This window comes from Verrucomicrobiia bacterium (assembly GCA_026414565.1).
Lineage (GTDB): Bacteria > Verrucomicrobiota > Verrucomicrobiia > Limisphaerales > Fontisphaeraceae > Fontisphaera.
The window spans coordinates 90606-112902 of the sequence record JAOAIT010000044.1 but is presented as its reverse complement, the minus strand read 5'-3'; the positions used below and the strand labels follow the sequence as shown (position 1 = coordinate 112902).

At 64.2% G+C, this 22297-nt stretch carries 1 protein-coding gene (running past one end of the window); it reads right to left on the bottom strand.

From position 1 onward, the window contains the following. Window positions 1-22297 carry the 5' portion of a putative Ig domain-containing protein gene (locus tag N3J91_10240; protein MCX8156807.1) on the bottom strand. The gene continues 7730 nt to the left of window position 1, outside the view, so only the first 22297 of its 30027 coding nucleotides appear in the window; its start codon is at window positions 22295-22297; the stop codon falls past the left edge of the window.

Here is a 22297-nt window from a genome sequence, read left to right as displayed (position 1 = left end):
GCTCGGTGGGATTGACCAGCAGGGCAAAATAGCGGGTTTGACCGGCGGCCAGGTTGCCGGTGAACGGCGCCGCCAGCGCCTCGCGCAATGAAGTGGCCACGCCGCTCAAGATCACGGCGCGGTTGATCAGGCCACGCTCCCCATACTCAAACATCAGGCTCGCCTGCCCCGTGGGTGCGATCACAACATTAAGCAAACCGCTGGCCGTCTCGTAACCATACCAGCGTCGCTCACCGCCGGCCAGGCTGTTCACCGTGGCCAGCCGGCCGGCCGTGTCGTAGGTGTAAAGCACCTGCGAGCCATCTGGCAGCGTCAGCGCCGTGATGCGGCCGGCGGCGTCGCGCTGGAAGGCCAGCCGCTCGCCGTTGGGCGCGAAAATGCCCGCCTGAGTCACCTCCAACCGCTGATTGCCGACCACCACACCCCGCAACTGGCCCTGGGCGTTGTACTGATACAGCCGGCCGGCCACGTCGGTGAACTGCCACGCCACCGCGCCCAGCAGCGGATTGGCCGGATGATACGGCAGGCCAGTGCCGCGCTGATAAAATACGCCGCCCGCCAACTCGAGCAGTGCTCCGGGCGTGGTCAACTGCCAGTTCACCCCGGCATCCGGCACCCAGGCCGGTTCATACCACACCACCCCGCCCTGCTGCTGCCGGATGGGGGCAAAGGTAAAGCCGCCCATGCGGCCATCGGGCAGCCGCATGACCACCCGGGTGTCCGGCCGCAAGCCGTTAAACAACCCCTGGCTCTCCGCGCCGGTCGAGGCCACATTGAGCATGACAAAAGTCTCCAGCAACGGCGCGCTCCAGCCCACCCCGAACGATCCACTCCACCCGCCGGCCAGGGAGTTGTAATACCGCTGCAAGACAAAGGTCAGCCCGCCGAGAGACACGGTCACATCGTTCTCAGTGCGAGCCAGGATGTCTTCTTTTTCGGAGCGTATCTCGATCCAGCGGCTGGCTTCCGTGCGCGCCCCGGAGATGTCGCGCACCGTCAGCCTCAACTCATACGCACCATTGAGGAAATGGCCCGGATCCAGCCGCGCCAACCAGCCTTCCTCGACGCCCTGGCGGCCACTGGCCAGCAGCACCGGCGGCAGGTTCAGCCCCGGCAGGAGCAGCTCCAGCGTCCAGCGGTCCAGGTTGGCGTCGCGCACCAACCCGAACAAATCAGTGGGTTCACTGATCACCACCGCCCCCAGCGGAAGCAACAGGCGCGCCACCGGCGCGGTGGTGTCCTGGGGATCGCGCACCTTCAAAAAGGCCGTGGCGGAGGCGGTCTGGCCGTCCACATCCCGCGCCGTGGCGGTGATGGTGTATTGCCCCGGCTGGGCGGGCACAAAACGCGCGCGGCCGAAGGCATCCAGCGCCATGGCCTGGCCGTCCACCGCGATGGTCACCGCCGCAAGGTCGGCAATGCCGCCCGCCAGGGCATGGATGAACACCGCCTGGCCGGGTGTCACCGCAAAGCTGGGCGTCATTTCAATCGTCAGGGCCGGCGGGATGGGGGTCTCCGAAACCACCAGGCGCAGGTTGCCGAAGGCCTCCAGCTCGCCGTCACTCACGCGGACGCGCAAATCATACGCGCCAGCCTGACTGGGCCGCGGCGTCCAGGCAAGCAGGCCGGAAGCCGAGAACGTGGCACCCTCCGGCAATCCCTCAATGGTGTAGGCCAGGACGGTGCCCGTATCCGGGTCGCGCGCCGGCACCTGCATCTGGAAGGGTTGATTGACCCGCACCACGTGGCCGCTCATGCGCTCGACCACCGGCGCCTGATTGACGTTGAGCACCTCAATGCGGGCATCCGCAGTGGCGGCCAACCCGCCAGGATCGCGCGCGCTGAAGCGGAGGACATACACGCCGGCCTGGTCAAAGCCCGGCGTCCAGGTGAGCATCCGCGTGGCCGCATCAAACGTGACCCCGCGCGGCGGGTTGACCACCTGGCCGTTCACCACCGCCCCCACCAGCGAATAGGCCAGCGGATCGCCATCCAGATCACCCGCCAGCACGGCGAACTGCAGGAGGTTGTTTTCCAGCGCCAGCGAATCGTTGATCGGTACAAACTGGGGCGCTCGGTTGGTGTTGGTGACGGTAATCACCATCTGCTCAGCACTCGACGCCGAACCGTCAGTGACCGCAAACCGGAGGGAGTAGGCGCCAGCCTGGTCATAGGACGGCGTCCAGGTGAAGACGCCGGTCACCGGGTTGAACTCCGCCCCGCGCGGCAGCCGGCTGACGCTGTAGGTCAGCAGATCGTTGTCCGCGTCCACGGCGCGCAGGGTGAAGTTCAAGGTCTGCATCTCCGTCACCGTGCGCGCACCGATGGGCAGCAACAGCGGAGCCTGGTTGGCGGCCCGCACGACCACCTGCACCGCGCGCTCGTCCGACAAGGCGCGCGCCGCGTCACCGTTGCCGCTGTCGGTCACCCGCAAGGTCACGGTGTGTGTGCCCATGTTGCCGGCGGCGGGCGTCCAGGTCAGCCGGGCCGTGCCGTACACGGTGAGTCCGGCAAACGTGGCGCCCGGCGGCAGATTGGTGGCGCTCCAGGTCAGCGGGTCTTCGTCGAGGTCACTCACCGTAACCTCCAGCGTCAGGGTCTGCCCCACCACCGCCACCACCTGCGTGGGCACATGCGCAAATTGCGGCCGTGCGTTGGGCGCCACCACCGTGACGATGAATGACTTGACGGCCGTCAGCGCAGCCCGGGGATCACCGTTGCCGTTGTCCATTGCCGAGAGGGTGAAGGTGTGGTCGCCGCGCTGTTGCGTGAGGGTCGGCTCCACAGTCAGCGTGCCCCGGCCATTGCCCAAATCCACAAAGGTGGCCCACGCCGGCAGGCCAAAACCTGGCAACCCGCCCATGCTCAGCGTCAGGCCCGCCACGCCGTCGGCATCCGTCACGCTCACCGGAATGACCAGCCGCTCGCCCACCGCCAGGCGCACATTGGCCAGCGCGGGGATTTGCGGCGGAGCGTTGGCGTCGCGCACGCGGATTTGCAGCGTCACCATGGCGCTGGCCGGCTGGCCCGTGCCGTCGCCGTCATCGGTCACGGTGAAGCGCAGGTTGTACGTCCCCGCCTGTTGATAGCCGGGTTTCCAACGGAACAATCCCGTGTTGGGGTTGAACTCGGCACCCGCCGGTAGCGTGTCATAGCTCCAGGTCAAATCCGGCCGCAGGAAATCATTGTCGGCCGACCCGTCCGCCAGCGGGGCGCCCACGCCCATCGGATGATCCGGATCCACCACCGTCAACACCACGGACATTGCCTGGCCCTCCAGGATGTCCCACCGGTCCACCGGCTCAAAATAGACCGGGCCATTAACGTTCAACACCGTGAGCGTGACGGTGCGGTTGGCCGTCGCCACGCCGTCGCTCACCTGGAAGTTCAGCGCATACACGCCGTGTTGATTGTACGCCGGCCGCCATGTGAACACGCCGGTCACCGGGTTCAATTCGCCGCCCAGCGGTGGATTCAACAGCGTGTAGGTGAGGGCGTCGCCGTCCACGTCGCTGCCCGGCACGGCGAAGCTCACGAGCTGCCCCTCGGCGATGGTGCGATCCATCATTGGGGCGATGACCGGCGGCTGATTCAGATTGGCCACCACGACGGTGAAGCTGCGCGAGACCGTGACCCGGCCATCGCTGACATACACCGTCACCCCCTCGTAGCGGCCGGCCGAGTCCCCGCGCGTCTGCCAGCGGAGGATGTTATTCTGCGCGTCAAACACCGCGCCCGGCGGCAGGTTCCCCGCCCAGAAGGAGAGCGCGTCGTTGTCGGCATCCGTGGCGCCCACGGCCAGCTCGAGCAGCGCCCCCTCAGTCAGGGACACATCCGCGATGGGCAGCATGAAAGGAGCCTGGTTGGCGTTGGCCACCGTGACCGTCCAGCGCTGGACGGCCGCCGCTCCGCGGGCGTCAAAGACACGCACCTCGAAAGTTTCGACGGCGGCGGCGCTGGCACCGGGCGTCCAAGCCAGCAGACCGGTGGCAGGGTGGAGCGAGGCGCCCGCCGGCCCGGCAACCAATAAATAAATCAGGTCGCCACCCTCGGCGTCAGTGGCCGCGACCTGGTAGGTGTAGGGCATGCCCCGCGTGGCGGTGGTGGGCGGCGTGCTGGCAATCACCGGCGCCGCATTGGCGGCAGCCGTGATGGACACCCGCGACAACAACTGGAAGCTCAGTCCATCGGGGTTATACACCCGCACCGTCCGGTACTCGGTGGCCTGGCCGGCCGCCAGGGTGGCCGGGCCGGACAGATTGACATAAGGCACGCCTTCATCCGAAACGCCGTCCGCTCCCACGACCACGGCGGTGGTGCCGGCCAGCCCCGTGAAATAGAGCCGGTAGGGAGCCAGGAGTTCATACCCAAAGGGATTCACCACCCGCACATCAAACAAGACCGTCTGCGTCTGCAGATTGAGCCGGACGTTGGTAATTTCCGGCGGCACCATCAAGGTCAGATCCGGCAGCACCGTGAACTCGGCGGTAACCGGCGCGGTCATGGCCACCCCCAGCGCGCTGCGCACCTCGGCGCTGACGCGGACCCGATACGCCCCCTCGGCCAGCGGCTCGAATTGCACCACCGCCGAGCGCGTCGCCGCGTCATACACCACCCGCGTGATCCGCACCGGCTGGCTGTCGCTCAGCCGTTGCACGGAATAATAGGCCGGATTGGTGACCGATCCTGCCACCGCGCCCGCATCGAGCATTTCGGTGTCAAACCGCAAGGTCACCTGGTTCACCACCGGCAGCACCCGCGACTGATTCACCGGGGTCATGGCCACCACCACCGGCGGCGTGCGCGGGAAGAAGGTCAGCACCTGGTCGCCCTGCGTCACAAACAACCGCCCTTGCGGGCTGACCGCCAGGAAATCCCCGCGCACCCCGCCCTGGGCCACGTCAATCGAGCGGCCATTGACCAGGTCCACCATCGTCAGCGCGCCCGTGCCGCCGTGATTGAGGAACAACAAATTGGCCAGCGGCGTGCCCGGCAGGCCAAAAGCCAGACCGTTGGCGGGCTGCGCCGGAATGAGGAAGATTTCCGCGTTGCCGCGTGCATCAAACCGCACCACCTTGCCGTCGTCCGGCCAGGTGGTGCCGTAGAGCCGGCCGTCCGGCGCAAAAGCCAGATCATAAACGCGCGTGGAGGAGAATCCCGCAAATTGCCGCGTGGCCGGATTGAAGATTAACACGCCGCTGGAAGCCGCCGTGTAGATCAAGCCGCTGGTGGGATGCACCGCCAGTCCCAGCGTGATGCCGTCGCCATACCGGCCCAGAATCGCGCCCGACACCGGGTCAATCTCAATCAACGGCCCGCCGCCAGTGGTGGCCCACAGCCGGCCCGCCGCGTCGAATTGCATATCATACACCGGCACCGGCAAGGTGGCCCACGGCGCAACATTCGCACTGCCGCCGCCCGGGCCGAATTTCCAGATTTGATTGCGGCCCGCGCCGCCACTGATGAAGACCGTCTGGCCATCCGGCGCAAAGGCCATCCCCAGCGGGCCAATATTCGCGCCGGAGCTGGCGAAGTCCCAGGCAAACACCCCGAGCACAAACGGCTCGAACACCGTGGCAAATCGGGCCGGACGCGTGGCCGATTGACCGGCGGGGATTTGCTGCAACGCCTGGAGGAACAACGGATTGGTGCTGGGGGTGGTGACCGGCGTGGCCAGGGGCAACGTCACCGTCGCCCCCAAAGTGGAGGCGGTGGGCAGATTGCCCAGGTTCACCCCTGGATTATAAGCCGGCACCACCTGGCCGCCGGGCGGTTCTTCGACGTTGCCCGCGTTGTCGGCCGCCAGCACGATAAACTGCGCCGTCGCGCCGGCGGGGGTGACATAGAGGAATTCGCGCTGGGTCGTCCGCCGCTGCCAGACCTGCCAGGCGCCCCCGTCCAGTGCCAGGTAGATGGTGTAATCCTTCACCCCCGAGCCACCCGCATCATCCGTGGCATTGAAGCTCAAGCGGTAGGAGCGGCGGTCCTGGGTGTCCACGCCCAGGTCGGTTACCGTGAGGCTCGTGACCGGCGCGCGCACATCCAGCGTGGCGGTGTGGGTGTTGGTGTCCAGCGGCGTGCCGTTGTCGAAGACGACCCGCGCCGCCGCGTCAATGCTCAGGCCCGTTTCATGCACCACGCCCTGCGTGTAGGCCGGCCAGTCTTTGATCAAGTAACTCACCACCCCGCGCTGGCTGCCGTCCACGTCCGGCTTGAGCAACCCCACCGACGGATCCGTGGGCGGCAGACCCGTCATCGGATCCAGTGCCACGATATTCCACAAGGCGATGCGGCTGACCACGTCCACCCCGGCAGTCACCCGCACGACAAAGCCCAGCTCTTTGGTAAAGTCAAAGTCGCCGCTGAAGCTGCCACGCTCGGCCGGGATGTGAATCTGGATGTCGCCCAGCAGGATGTCGCCCAACTGGAAGCTGCGCACGTCCAGATCCTCATCCAACTGCTGCCGGATTTGAATTTGCTTGATGGCCTGGGTGCTGTCGGCCGCGTTGCGGAAGGTGATCTGATACGGCAAATAGGTGGCGGTGGGCACAAAGTTCTCCGCGCCGTATCCCGTCGGCCCCACCATGCGCACCAGGTCCGACACCGTCCCTGTGCCGCCAAAGAACGAGCCGAGATTCGGTGTCTGGATGGCCGGGCCGCCGCCCTCGTCAAAGATGCCGCCATGCACCCAGAAGGCTTCAAAGTGCGTTTCGTGGGTCAGCCCCAGGTCAAATTGCTGGCGTGTGGGCAGCACGTTGGGATCGCCCACCCGGGTGGCATCGTGACCGTACCACTTCCGCACCAGGTTGAAGAACTCCACCAGATTGCCCGCCTGAATGATCCGCCCCTGGGTGTCCACGCCCAGGAGGCCGGCGGTGATGATGCTCATCAAACTCGAAGTGGCCGGCAGCAGGTTCACGGCCGGCGGGGTGTCCTCCGGGCGGAGCTGGCCGGCGTCGCGCAGACCAGCCAGGTACAGGGTGGTCCACTGGCTGGCATTGGCCGCGGCCATGAGCAGGGCCTGCGGCGCGTTGGGGTCGGCCAGGATCGCCTGCCGGTACCGCTCGGCCACGCCGGTCTGGTAGGCGATGTACTCGGTGCTGGTCATCGGCGTGGCGGCGGCCGCAATCCAGAACTTGAAGGTGAGATCTTCGTAGAGGCCCAGCGGATCTTCTTTCAACTCTTTCAACGCTTTGGGATTCACCTTGAGCACATCGCGCATCTCCGGCCGCACATCCGCCGTGAACGTCAGCGCCATGAAACCGCGATTCACGAAATCAAACGTGAAGCCGCTGGCCAGCAGTTGGCCGTTCAAGTTCAAGATTGAATCCAGGCTCGCCCACGGCACACCCGCCACATTGGGCGCGCCGGTTAAATTGGTGCGGAAGATCAGCGGATCGCCCACGGGGAAATTCGGATCGCCCAGCTCAGCTCGCACCCATTCGGCCCAACTCATGTAACCGCCCGCGCCATCCACGACGCGCGGCAGGCCAAACTCGAAGTGGACATACGGCGCGTCCACATTCGTCAGGCTATAAACCCCGAAGCCGTACCAGCCCACCTGGCCGAATTCAATCTCGTTGGGGCCGCCCATGCCCACGGTGAGCGACAACGGCTGCGCGGTTTCGACCAGGTAACGGTACGGCATCACCGCCACCTGCCCGCCGGGGTTGATGACCACCACGTCATACAACCCGTGCGGCGCGTTGCGCAGGTCAAACACGCCGATGATGCGCGTGGCATCCACCACCCGGTAGTTCACCGGCTCATATTCGCCAAACTGCGGCCGCACCAGTTTGAGGATGGCGTTCTCGGCAAAGCGCGCCCCGCGCACCTCCAAGGTCACATACCGGCTGTCGCCGCCGGTGTCCGGCGTCACCGTGCGAATGCCAAACGGCAGCAGGCGCGCTGAAACGGTCACTTCAGTCGGGCCGGCGGCGCTGGCGCAACGCACCAGGATGTAATACTTGCCGGCCTTGGTCAGCGGCACCCGCGCCGTCTGATCGCTCCACAAATGCCCCTCGAAGGCGGCATCGTAACGGATGCTGTTGGGCAAACCTTCATAGAGCACATACAGCTCATTGGCGGCCGTCTTGTCCGCCGCCACCAGGTTGATCTCCATGGTTTCCCCGTAAGGAGCCTCGACTTCAAACAACAGCTCCTGGCCGGCGGCAATCGTGCCGGTGGCCGGCCTCCCGAATTGCAGGCGCGGCACGGTCACCGTCATGGTGTCGCTGCTGGCCCGGCGGTTGTTGGCGTTGTTTTGTGCCTCATAAATGTCATCAAAGATGTCCGTGCGCACGATCACCCGGTACTGCCCCGGCAGCACCGCCGGCAACAGCGCGGTCAGAGTGCCGGTGTAGCTCTGGCCCGGGGCCAGATCGCGGTAAATGGGCCGGAATTTGCCGGGTTGGCCGGGCACCGGCTCCAATTCCACGCGCCCAATCAGCTTGTCGCCCAAATCCCACACCGCGTCGTCGGACAGATAAAGCGCATCGGCCCAATAACCCCTGGCGCGCTCGTTGTTGGTGGTCGCATTGCGCACCGTGTAAGTGAGGGTCACAGGCTGGCTGGCCGCACCGGTGGCCGGCACGGTGACCTCATCCACCACCAGGTCTGTGGGCGGCGCCTGATCAATGATCATGGGCGCCACGCTGGCGCTGCTGTTGTTGCCCTCATTGGCGCCTTCATAAACGATGCCGTAGGGCTTGGAGGTGCTCGTGACATCAGTCAATACCATCACGTAATACGGCCCCAACAGGCCCCGCGGCACAAAGAACGTGGCCGTGACGGTGTACGTGCCGTTGCTGTTCAACACGCCGGTGTGATCCACGCTGCCCAGGAAGTGATCGCTGCGCACATCCAGGAATTTGTCGCGGGACAAATACAGGTGATCCGTCCACTGGCCCTGCCGGTCGGGCACCGCGCCGTTGCCCAGGTTGGTGACGGTGTACGTTACCGTAAATTGACGGCCGGTAATCGCATGGCCCGCCCCGGCGTCCGGCCCGCCGTCAAAGCCCACTTGTGTCACCTGCAAGTCCGGCAGATTCACCAACGTGACCTGCACCGGCGTGGCGGTGATGTTGTTGGCCTCCAGGTGAAATTCCTTCACGTTGGCCATCAAGTTCCATTCCGTGGCCGGCGACGGCCCCTCGATGCGCGCGGCGCCCACGGCCGTGGGATATGGCAGCGCCCACGGGAGATTGCGATCCGGCCCGTACGGCGAGTCTATATAAACCAGGAGGTAGAAACGCCCCTGGATGTCATCCGGCAGGCGCACGGTGGTGTTAACGGTGTAGGTGGCGCCAGCTTCAAGCACCTCGCGGCGGCGATATTCGCCAATCATCAGGTCGTAGCGGTCCAGCGAGGCGTCAGTGGAGATATACACCCGGTCCACCCAGTAGTCCGTCCGGGTGACCCGCGTGCCGGCGTTCTCCACCGTCCACCGAATGTCTATCGTCTGGCCGGAATTGGCCGTGGCCGGAATAACCAGCGAGCCCGGCAGCACCCGCAAATCCGGCTCGCGGAAAGTCACGGTGGTCTGGGCCGAGGCGACATTGTTTCGTTTATTCTCCGGCGGGCCTTCCCAGACGCGATCCTGGATGTACGACGGCCAATCCGGGAATTGCAGATCGCCCGACAGCAAGGCGTCAATCGGCACCGGGCCCCACGGGTAATCCGGGGATTCCTTCCGGGGATCGCGGTCACTGAAGACATAGATAAACTGCCGGCCGCTCACCCCCGGCGGCAGGGTGAAGGTGTGGGTCACCGTGTAGCTCTCGCCCGGCCGCAACAGCCCGGTGGCCGTTTGCGTGTGCACCACGTTGCCTAACGCAGTGGCGCGGTTATAAATAAACGAGGCATCCGGACTCAAATAGACATAATCCCGCCAGCGTTCCGTGCCGCGATACACCGGCACGGCGCCCACGTTGGTCACCGTCCAACTGATCGTCAGGCTCTCGCCGGAGAACGCTCCCGCCGGCACCGTGACGTTGGTCACCGCCAGATCGGCCCAGCCGCCCAGCACCGCGCAGGCGGCCGGGCGCGTATTGTTATTGGTGAACGGCCCTTCCCAGACCTTCTCCACTTTCTTGTCCCCCCAAAGGATGTACTTGATGTCGTTGAGGGTCAGGGCGTCCAGGCGCGCGTTGACCTCGGCCATGCTCATGTTGTTGACATCGCCAATGCGCTCGGCGATGCGCCCGCTCAGTTCTGACATTTCCCGAAGCAGCAGCACCTCCTCGGTTAGGATTTTCTTTGGCTCCACGTTGGTCTCGACGATGACATACGCCGCATCCAGCCCCGGCGGCAGGGTGAAGGTGGCCGTCTGGGTGTAGCTCTGGCCGCGATCAAGCCGTCCCTCGTGCAACAGGCCAAACACCATCCATTGCTGGCCCTGGTTGTCATGCAGCACCGGATCGGTGGACAGATAAATGGCGTCGGCCCAACGGTCCAGGTCGGTCGCGTTGGCGCCGTTGTTCTTGACCGTCCAGGTAACCGTAATCCGCTCGCCCCGCACCGCCGTGGCCGGCACCCGCACGTCCACCACTTCCAGATCCGCCGGCGGCGTGTAAATCACCGTCATCGGCCCGGTGGCTGCCGTCTTGAAGTTGTTATTGTCCAGCGCGTTGGGATCATCCGGGTTCAGATTGACATCGAAGGTCAGTTCATAGACGGCGTTGGAGGAGTCGGTATAGACCATCAGCTCATATACGCCGCTGAAGTGCTCAGGCAGTTTCCCGGTAATCGTGCCCACGTAGCTCTCGCCCACCTGCAAGGCCCCCGTGTGCCAGGCCGTGCCAATCAGGATGTCCTCCGGCCCGCCCGGCCGCCGTTTGTCATTGGTGAGCCACAGGGCATCCATCCACGCCGCAGGGTAGGTCACGCCGGCGCCACGGTTGGTGACGCGGTAGGTCACCGTGATGGTCGTGCCATCAAACGCTTCGGTCGGCCCGGCCACGTCCGACACCACCAAATCCGGCGGCGGCACGGGGGTTACATCCACAAACACCGGACGGGCGAGCACATTGTTGCCCTCATTGGGGAACTCATCCACCGCTCCGCCGGCGTCCGCCACTACCAGGATGTACATCGGCCCGCCCACCGCCGCCGGCAGCCGGTACGCGCCGGTGCTGCGATATTGCTCGCCCGGTCCCAGCGCCGAGCCGTTCTGCACCCATGCCAGCAGCCAGTCGCCGCCGTCCCAGGTGTTGTTGAGCGAAAGGTACACGCCGTCAAACCACCGGCTGCCGCCCGTGGGCGTCGCCACCGTGCCCAGGTTGCTCACCACCCATTCGACATCAATCACCGCGCCCGCCGTCACCGTCTCCGGCACCGTCAGCGTGGTCACCTGCAAGTCCGGCCGCGGGCGCAACTGGACCGTCAACGGCTCCAGGATGGTGGCGTTGTTGTTTTCGTTGGTTTCCAGGAGTTCATTGCGCCCGTCCGTGTGGACAAACACCTGATAAACGCCCGAGATGTGCTGCGGCAGCCGGAAGTTTTCCGTGCGCGTGTAACTGCGCCCCGCCCCCACCCCCTGCGTGAGGGTGAACCGGCCGATTTCAATCTTCTGCGACAAATTGCCATTGGGCGCGATGTAGATGATGTCCGTCCATGTCCCCAAAGCATCGTCCACCTGGTTGTTGCGCACCGTCCAGGTCACGTCAATGGCCGATCCATCGGGCACTGGCAGCGTTGGCACGACGACGTTGGTAACCTCCAAATCCACCGCCGGCGGCGGCACGTAGGTCACGGTGAGGGCGGCGGATACCGCCGTGTTGGCCGCGCCGCCGTAGATGAACTCATACACGTTGTTGTTGGAGTTGGTGCGCAGCACCAGGTAGTACGTGCCCGAGGCGTCGGCCGGCAACGTCACCTCCGCCGTGCGCGTGTAACTGGCGCCCACCGCCAGATGCCCCACGCGGCTGAAACTGCGCAAGCTGATGAGCGGCCCGCTGCCGTCCGCGTTGCGCGCGAGCCAAACCTGGTCATACCACTCCGGCACGCTGGTCTGGCCAATGCTGTTGCCGCCGTCGGCGGGCCCGGCGTTGATGACCGACCACGATATGGTCAGCGTGTCGCCGTTGTTCAACGGCCCGCCGCCAGTGTCAGTGGCGCTGGCGGTGACGCTGGTGACGCGCAAATCCGCATACGGCCGCGGCACAATGTCCACCACATGCCCCGGGCTGGCGCTGTTGGGGCCGGTGTTGGTGTGCTCATAGACCACGTCGGTGGCATCGGTCACCACAAACAGCGTGAACCGCCCTTCGGTCGCCGGCGGCAGAGTCATGATCCGGGTCAGCGTGTACGAAGTCCCCGCCGGCATCAGGCCCGTGTGCGTGAACTCGCCAATCACCAGATCGTCGTTGTCGCCCAAGGTGGCGTTGCGCGACAGCACCACGCGATCCACCCACGTGTCCACCGGCCCCACCTGGCTGCTAACGTTGGTGACCGTCCAGGTCACGCTTAAATCCGCCGGATCGCCCACCACCAGCGGCTGGGTCAGCACGCCGCTGACCGCCAGGTCGGTGAACGGCGCCAGGGTCACCGTTACCGCGTTGCTGGCGCGGGTGTTGTTCGTTTCGTAGGCCGCGCCTTCGGCAATCACGCCGGTGGCATCGGTTTGCACGATCAAGAAATAGGCGCCATTGATGCCGTTGGGCAGGGTCACCGGCAGGCTGGCGTTGTACGAGGCGCCCGCCGCCAGCGCGCCCACGCGTTCGCGGCTGCCCAGCAGCACATCCTCGCCTGAAAGCGTGCCGTCCGTGCTCAGATAAATGCGCTCCACCCACTGGCCGCCGGTTACACCGGTGCCGGAATTGCGCGTGGTCCAGTTCACCGTAATCTGCGTGCCGGACTGCGCCGCCGCCACGGTGGACGCCGTGGTGACCTCCAGGTCGGGATGCAAGAGCGTCACCGCGGCGGAAACGCCCTGGTTGTTATTCTCGCCGCCGCGCTCAAACACCTGGCCGGTGGCATCCGTGACCACGAGCCACTGATAGCTGCCATCCGCCAGCAGCGGCACCGTCACCGTGCGCTCAACGCTGTACACCGCACCCGGCGCCAAATCATTGGGCCTGGTAAACTCGCCCAAATAAGCCGCGCCCTGCACCTGGCCGTTACTCGAGAAATACAGCCGATCCACCCATGCGCGGCCGGTGGCAGCCGCCCCGTCGTTGCGCACCGTCCAGGTCACGGTCGCTGTCTGGCCCGCCACCGCGGTGGCCGTGCTCGTGACCGAAGCCACCACCAGATCCGGCACCGGCGCCAGTGCCACCGTCACCGGCCCGAGACTGCGGGTGGTATTGTTATTTTCCGCCCCCGGCTCGTTCAGCCAGTTGGCCGCGTCGGTCACCACAAAGAGCCAGTACGTGCCCGCGGTCAAATCCTCCGGCAGGATCACCGTGACCTGCTGCCCGTAATTGGCCCCGCTGGCCAGCGCGCCGTTCCGCTCAAACGTCCCCAACAGCCGGTCGTTGCCAAACGTGTCATCGGCCGACAAATAAACCTGGTCCTGCCACCGCGCGGCCGTGGTCGCGGCCGTGCCCTGATTCACCACCCGCCAGCTCACCGCAATGGCCGCGCCGGTCAGCGCCGTCTCCGGCCCCACCACCGTCTCCACCACCAAATCCGCCGGCGGCGTGGCATAGACGATCGTCAGTGGGGCGTCATGGCGGTTGTTGTTCTCGTTCACCTCCGGCTGCTCGTTCCACACATCCACCCGGATCACCAGCGTGTAGGCCCCCTCCACCCCCCACGGCAATTGCACACTGACACTGCGGGAAACCGATGCCCCTGCCGCCAGCGGCGTGTTTTGCGTCACGTGCCCCACCAAAATGTCGTCAAAGTTGCCCAGGAACGCGTCCTTGGTCAGCACCACCCGCTCGCCCCAGACGCGGTCGGCGGGGGCGCTGCCCGTGTTGGTGGTCGTCCATTCCACGGTGAGGGTGTTGCCATTGGCAAACACCTGCGGGTTGGCATTGTCCGAACGGAAAGCCACGTTACTCAAAGCCAGATCTGGAGCGCTCAAGCTTACCGCCCGCGCCAGCACATTGTCGTTCTCATTGCTCTCCGGCTGGTTCTGGTAATGGTCCACCACCAGCAGCAGGTGGCGGCTCCCTGTCAGGCCGCCGGGAATCTGCACCGTTCGCGTGTCGGCCAGCGTCGCCCCCGCGTCCAACACTTCCGTCCGGCTGAACGTGCCCAGGATCAAATCGTCCGCGCTGGGGACGGCATCCGTGGAAAGCAGCACCACCGTCACCCAGCCGGTGGTGGCCCGGCCCGTGCCGGTATTCTGCACCGTCCAGTTCAATGTCGCCGGCTTGCCCGACTCCAGCGTGGCCGGCAGCGTCGTGCCCGCTGCAAACACCAGGTTCGGCGCCCGCACCTCCACCGGCACCACCCGCGTGTTGTTGGCGTTGTCACTCTCCAATTGCGTGTTGCCGGTGTCCGTGTGGAAAATCAAGAATCGCGCCCCCGTCCCGATGGCCGCCGGGATGGCCGCCACACCGCCCGTGCCCAGGTTCACCTCATAACTGGCCCCCGGATTCAACGGCGTGCCGCTGCTGCGCCACACCGAAGCCAGGATGGTGTCCCCGCTGTCCAGCACATTGTCCAGCGAGAGATACACCGCATCCCACCACGAAGCCATCGCCTGGCCTGTGCCGCCATTGGTAACCGTCCAGCTCACCGCGATCCGCTCGCCCCAGGCCAACACCGCCGGCGCGCCGGCCGCGCTCACCACCAAGTCCGCCGCGTTGAAGCTCGTCGCGCCCGGGTGCACCCGGACGTTGTTGTTCTCGTTGGACTCGGCCTGCTCCTGCCGCGCGTCGGTGACAAAGATGAACCGGACCTCGCCGGTCAGGCCGCTGGGCATGGTAACCTCGCGCGACACCTCATAGGCAGCGCCCGCCGCCAGCGCCGCGTTGCCCGCCCAATGTTCCAGCACCAGCAGATCCGTGTTCGGGTCCAGCGTGGCATCCGCCGAGAGGTACACCCGGTCCACCCACGTCCCCATCGCCGCGCCCGTGCCCTGGTTGGTCACCGTCCACCCAATCGTCACCCGCTGCCCCCAACTGGCCGTCGCCGGCGCGGTGGAGGCCGTGATGACCAGATCCGGGTCCGTCACGGTGATCGGCCGCACCACGAAGTTATTCGCGGTTTCCTCCGCCTCCACCTGCTGATTATCGGCGTCCACCCGGATGATGAGGAATTTGGCGCCCACGGCGTTCATGGGCAGGCGCACCTGCGCGCTCAACGAATAATTGGCCCCGCCCGCCAGCGGCGTCTGGGCCGCCACAAGCACCGAGCCAAGCAACAAATCATCCTGGCTCCATTGGTTGTCATTCGAGAGATAAACGCGATCCACCCAGTCCGCAAAGGCGGTGGAACTGGACTGGTTGGTCACCGTCCAGGCCACCTCGATCCATTGCCCCACCGCCGCCGTGGCGGGCGAGGTGGCCCCCGTCAGCCGCAAATCCGGCGGGGGCAAAATGGTGATGGAAATGGCAAAATAATTATTGGTTTCATCGGTTTCGCCCTGCTGCTGCTGGGCGTCCACCACCACCAGCAAATATTGATGCAACGCCGAAGCCGCCGCCGGCAGCGTCACCTGCTCGGTGCGGGTGTAACTGCCGTTCACGGCCACGGGCGACTGGCTGGACATGTCGAACGTGGTCACGAGCAAATCATCGCCCGTCAGCCGGTTGTCGTTCGAGAGATAGATGCCATCGCGCCACGTCGCGCTGGCCACACCCGGCCCGGCGTTGGTCACCGTCCAGCTTACGGTAATGGTCTGCTGCGCCGCCGCCTGGGCCGGCCCCAGGCCATTGGTCACGCGCAAATCCGGCGCTTCCACCCGGATCACGGTGGAAGCCCGCGTATTATTGGCCTCGTTGCTTTCGCCCTGATGACCGGCGTCATCCACCCGGATAATGAGGTAGTAATTGCCCACCGGCAGCGCCGGCAACGTCACCTGCGCCTGGGCGGTGTAGGTGGCCCCCGCCGCCAGTGGCGTCAAGGCCGCCATGTCACGCCGCGCCAGCCGGGTATCGCCCTCGTCCCACACGTCATCGGCGCTCAGATAAATCCCGTCCCACCAATCCGCCGGCGCGGCCACGGTGCCGGTGTTGGCCACCGTCCAGGACACCGTGATGGTCTGGTTGGGCGACGCGCTGGCCGGCACGCTCACGGCGGTCACGGTCAAATCCGGCACGGTAATGATCACCGGATCGCTGGCGCGCGCGTTGTTATCTTCATTGGATTCGCCCTGGGTTGCGGTCGCGTCGGTCACCAGAATAAGATAATAAGTCCCCGCCGTCACCCCGGGCAGCCGCACGGTGCGGATGGCGCTGTAATTGGCCCCGGCCGCCAACGGCACCCGCTCCGCCGCGCTCCACTGCTCAATGAGCACATCGGCGCCCGGCTGGAATATGGCATCGGTGGAGAGGTAGAGGGCATCCAGCCAGCCCGCCAGGGCCGGGGCGCCGCCCACGTTGGCGACGCGATAGGACAACTGAAATTCCTGCCCGCTGATGAGCGTGGCGGGCACCGTGGCGCGCTCAGCCGCCAAGTCCGGCGCCACCAGGGTGATGGGCGCCACCGCCATGTTGTTGTTCTCATTGGTCTCGCCCTGGTGCCGCGAGCCATCCGCCACAAAGAGCAAATAGAACGTGCCGCTCGCCGTGGCGGGCAGGGTCACATTGCGGGTCAGGGTATAACTCTGGCCCGCCGCCAGCGGGGTCTGATCGCCGGTCCACACCGTCAACAGCCGGGTGTCCGCCGCATCCAACTGGTTGTTGACGCTGAAATAAATATGATCATACCAGTCAGCCCGCGCCGCCTCGTTGGCGCTGGTCACCGTCCAGCTCACCTCAATGGTCTGCCCCAGCGCCGCCGTAGCCGGCACATTCAGGTTGCCAATCGTCAAATCGGGTGCGGCAATCTCAATCGCCACCGCCGCCACGTTGTTGTTCTCGTCGGTCTCGCCCTGGTGCCGCCCGCCATCCGCTACAAATAACAGGTATTTGCCCGGCCCAAGAAGCGTGGTCTCCGGCAGGAATACATTGCCGCTGCGCGCCATCTTCTGGCCCGCCGCCAGCACCGCCCCCTGCCAGAAGGAGCCGAGCAACACATCCGCCGCGTCCAGTGCGGCATCCGCCGAGAGATATATCTGGTCGTACCACGCCACCTGCGTGGGATAAGCCCCGGTGTTCTGCACCGTCCACGTCAACGTAAGGGTATCGCCCAACACCGCCCGCGCCGGCGTCACCGGAGCATCCGCCCCCGTGGCGGGGATGACCAAATCCGGCGCGTTCAACACAATCGCTACGGATGCCACGTTGTTGGTTTCATTGGTCTCACCCTGGAAATTGTAAAAATCGGTCACCACCAGCAGGTATTGCGCCCCCGCCGCATTGCCCGGCAGGGTGACGTTGGCGTTGACCGTGTAGGCCGCGCCGGCGCCCAAACCGCCCGCGTTATCCCGGTAATGGGTGTACAGCTCCGTGTCATTGGCATCCCATTGGGTGTCGCTGGATAAAAACACCCGGTCATACCAGGACGTGGCGTTGGCCGCGCCGCTGCCGGAGTTGGTCACCCGCCAGCTCAACGGAATGTTCTGCCCACCGGCCGCTGTGGAGGGGGCGGACAGGATTTGAGGCACCAGATCTGCCGACTCAATCGCCAGCGGACGGCTCGCCAGATTGTTGTTCTCGTTGGTCTCCGGCTGCGCGCCATAAGGGTTCGTCACGAACAACAAATGATAAGCCCCGGCCGCCGCCTCGGTCGGCAGCCGCATGGATCTCGTCACACTGTAACCATCGGCCAGCCCCCGCACCCGCGCCGGCGAGTAACCATATTGCACCACCAACGTCCCGTGATTGCCCTGACCGCTGGCATCCTGCGCCACCTGGCCGCCGCTCTCCTCAAATCGCCAGAACCCCACCAGCCCCGCCTCGCCGCTGCCGAACACCGTGTTCCGGTTGGCCGCAATTTGGGCCGCGCTGCGCACGCCATTCCACACCCGCACCTCATCCACCAGCCCCTCAAAAACCTGGTATCCTCCCTGGTTGGCCCCAATCGTCAGCGCCGCGTCGTCGTTGGTGAAATCAATCTGGGTGGAAACAAACGGCTGCGCCACCGCGCTGTGATACAACTTCACCCCGTTGGCCGGGTCAAACACCGCCGCCAGATGCTGCCACTGGCCCACCTGCACCGGCAAGCCCGTGTCAATCTCTTGGATGCCATTGCAGAGCGACCACGTCGGGCCGTTTTGCATCAGCGCCCAAAAATAGGTCCAATTCCCGCTGTTGGTGCTCAGGAGCGCCCCGCTGCGATAGTTGTTGTAGGGGAAAACCCACAACTCAAAGGTAACCCCACCGCCGGCGGTGGTCTGGTTCAAGTTCAAATTCGTGCTCACGTAGCCTCCATAGGACGGCAACAACAACGCATTTTGGCCCTCCCGCCAGCCGCCCGCCCAAATATCCGTCCAGCCCATGGAAATGTCCCCGCCGCCCGCCGTGGTATCAGTCGAGAGATAGACCAGGTCCTGCCATCGGCCCCCCGCGGCCCCGCCCCGATTGGTCACTGTCCAGCCCACTTCAATGACCCCATCGGGCGAGCCGCTGGCCGGGCCGCTGGTTTGCGTGACGACCAGGTCCGGCCCGGGCAAAATAGTCACCGGCACCGCCACCAGATTGTTGCCCGCGTTGGTTTCACCCTGATCATTATAAAGGTCCGCCATGAACAGCAGGTAATAACTGCCACTTACTTTGCGTGAGAAAACGAACTCGAAGACCGCTTCGTAACTACCCCCCGCCGCCAGGGTCTCTCCCCGCCAGTTCGTGGACAGAGTATAATCTGCCGATTCATAAGTGGCATTTTCTGAGAGGATCAGGCCATCATACCACAAGCTCGATGCCGGATGCACCCCCTGGTTGGTCACCTCCATCGTGATTCGCAGAGACTGCCCCCATGCGATAGTGGCCGGCGCCGCCGTGCGAGTCACCGCCAAATCCGGGGCGACCACCGTGACGGGCCGGACGATGAAGTTATCGGTCATATCACTCTCTAAAACTCCGTAGTAACCCGACTGATTGACCTTCAAGATAAAATAACCCTCTCCCAGCGGCAGGGAGGCACTGGCGAGAAAAGTTTGCGTGAAGGTGTAAGTTCCATTCGGAGCCAGGGGAACCCAGTTCTCCGTGGTGGGCGAGGTCAGGAAGTAATCATTGTAATCCCATTGATTGTCCCTGGAGAAGTAAAGGCCATCGCTCCAATAGCTCCACAGCGGCGCAACCCCCTCGTTGATTACCGTCCAACGGGCCTCCACGGTGGCGCCCAAAACCAGCACCGAGGGCATTTGCAGCTCCGTGGGACGCAAATCCGGCGCAATCGCCTGCACCTGAATGGCCACGCCCGCGTTGTTGCCTTCATTCACTTCCCGGACCTGCTGGCTCCGGTCGGTGACTAATATTAAATAGTAGGTGCCCGCCGCCGGAGCGGTAAAGGTCAGTTGCCCCGACCCATTATAACTGGCGTTAGCCCCCAAACCACCGGTGCGGCTAAACGCCTCCAAATAGGTGTCCCCCGTGTCATACACCGGATCGTTGGACAAATACCAGCCATCCGACCAACTGGTGGTGGTGATCGCGTCCGCCGTGGAGTTGGTGACCGTCCAGGTCACCGATAACCGTTCACCCAGAATGACTTGCAGCGGCGACGTGGTACGGCGGGCCGTGGCAAAAGTCACCAACGCCATGCCCCGGCCGGTATATGGATCAGCCACCCAAGTGGAAGGGTCGCTGTCGTGGAGGGTGTACTCCCCGGCCGCCAGGTTGAAGTTCAAGCCGTCCACCCGCCACAGATTGGGGTTGCTGCCATCCTGGGTGGCCGCCCAAGAGCCTACCACCGCGCCGCTCTGGTTGCGCAGGGTGAGGGTCACGTTGGCCGGTGCAGTCCCCCGATGCAAAGTCGTCAAGGTCTGGAGGACCACCGCCTCCCCCACCTTCAGCGAAAATGGTGACTGGGGATTAACCCCATACCAACTGTACCCTTCCACGCTCCCCACCTGACGGACAGCCAGGGACACATTCGCGGCGGTTACCGCCAAATCGCCCGCGCCAATGGTGGCCGTGGTGCTGCCTGCGTTGTTGCTATCACTGGTCTCCGGCTGCCCATTGTTATAATCCGTCACCACAAAGATATAAACCGGGCCGGAAGGTGCACTCGCCGGCAAAGTAAAGGTGCCTTGCTTGCTGTAGGTGCCATTGGCCGCCACGGGCAGGGAGGTATTCCAAGAGGCTATGTAGATGGTGCTCACCAGCAGATCATTCTGCTGGTCCAGGACGTTGTCCGCACTGATATACACCGCGTCATACCAGTAACTGGCGGAGGTGGCGCCCGTCCCTTGATTTCGCACGGTATAATTAACAGTGAAACTGGTGGTGCTGATCACCACCGGCGTCACACTCACCGATTGCACCACGAGATCAGCCGCCGCCAACTGGATGGGGAGGGCATAAACGTTGTTATTTTCGTTGGTCTCGGGCAAATCATTGTTGCGATCGGTTACCACCAGCAGGTAACTCCCCATGGCATTAGCCGGAAGAAAGAGCGAAGTCTCATACGTGCGGCTCTGGTTGGTGGCCAGCGGTTGCGACTGGAAATAATTGGTCAGAAAAGTATCCGTGTTCGCATCGAAGACCGAGTCGTTGGACAGATAAAAGGCATCATTGAACGTGGAGGCAATGTTGCCGCCCGTGTTGCGCAGGGTCCACGATATTTGAATAGTCTGGCCGGGGCCTACGGTGCCGCCGGTGATCTGGGCGTTGGTGATTTCCAGATCCGGCGGGGTGAAGTTGATCTGCAGCGGCACCGCTAGGGTATTGTTGGCTTCGTTGGTTTCCGGCAGCGCCTCCCAGTCATCGGTCCGGAAAATAAGATATTGCCCGCCACGCGTGGGCAGGATCACCTGGATTTGCACCCGGCTGTATTGCTGGCCCGGCCCCAGGATGTCCCGATAACGCATTACCTCCCACGCTCCCTGCACCTGGGTATCGCCCGAGTCGTACTGGTTATCATCGGAAACATAAATGGCGTCCACCCAGTTTTCCTGCCATTCCATGGTACGCGGCACCCCCGCCCCGGCGGTGCCGATGTTGCGCACGGTGTAAGAGACCGTGATCGTCTGGCCCGCTTGAGCCGAGGTCAGTCCGCCCACATCCGCACTAACCACGGTCAAGTCAGCCTGAGCCGCGCCAAAGCGCATAGTGGCGGAAGAAACGATGGTGTTATTGGCCATTTCGGTCTCCGGCTGGCGGGTGCCATAGGACATCGTCCCGGAACCGTTGACCACGACGATGAGATAATAGTCCGTGTTCAATTGGACATTATCCCAACGGCTAACGCCAAACACCAAGGTGCCCTGGCGCGAGCCCCCGGCAGGAATGGGAGCTAAATTATTAATAGGAAAAGCACCCAACGCCAAATCAGGATTGTTACCCCCCAGCTCCAAGGTGTTGTTCAATGACAAATAGACCTGCCCATACAACACTCCACCCACGCCCGTGGCTTCATCACTCCCCAAGTTTTGCACGGAAATGTTAACATTGACTGGAGACCCGATACTGGCCGTGGCCGGCGGTGACAAGCCGGTGGGATTCAAATCAATCAATGCTTTCCGTAATTGAATGGCCTGCCCCGGATGCTGGTTGTTGGTCTCGTTGGATTCGGCAACAAACCCTTCCGAATCAACCACAATATGCACGTACGCCGTCCCGGCCGCGGTATCCCAGCGCCACTCCTCGGGGTTGACCCACGTTTGCACGGTGAAACTGGCACCGGCCGCCAGCGTTCCACCCGGCAGATCATAGCGCACACTCTTCTGCCCCAGGACATCATCCCAACTGTAATTCGCCGGGTCAAAAACGGCGGTTCGAGCCAGGAAAATCCGGCTGAAGATATTGGTCGCAGCCACCGCGGCGTTGCCCTGATTGGTGACGGTGAACTGCACCGGCACGCTGTGAACATAACCGTTGGCCGGCACCGTGGCAGAAGCCACCACCAAATCAGGCTGTCCCCCATTGGCATCCGGCGAAATCAGCGGCTCCCCTTCCGGCAACAGCGATTCTTGAACCACGGAGGGAGCGGATTCGAAGGTGTAAGCAACCTCCTCTTCACCCGCTGGCTGCAGACCATCCACCCCCACCTCTGGAGGCCACAGCTCTGGCACCACCGCTCCCGGCATGTCCGCCGAAAGTAGCACTCGTGGCTCCAGCAATTCCAAACCCCACCGCAT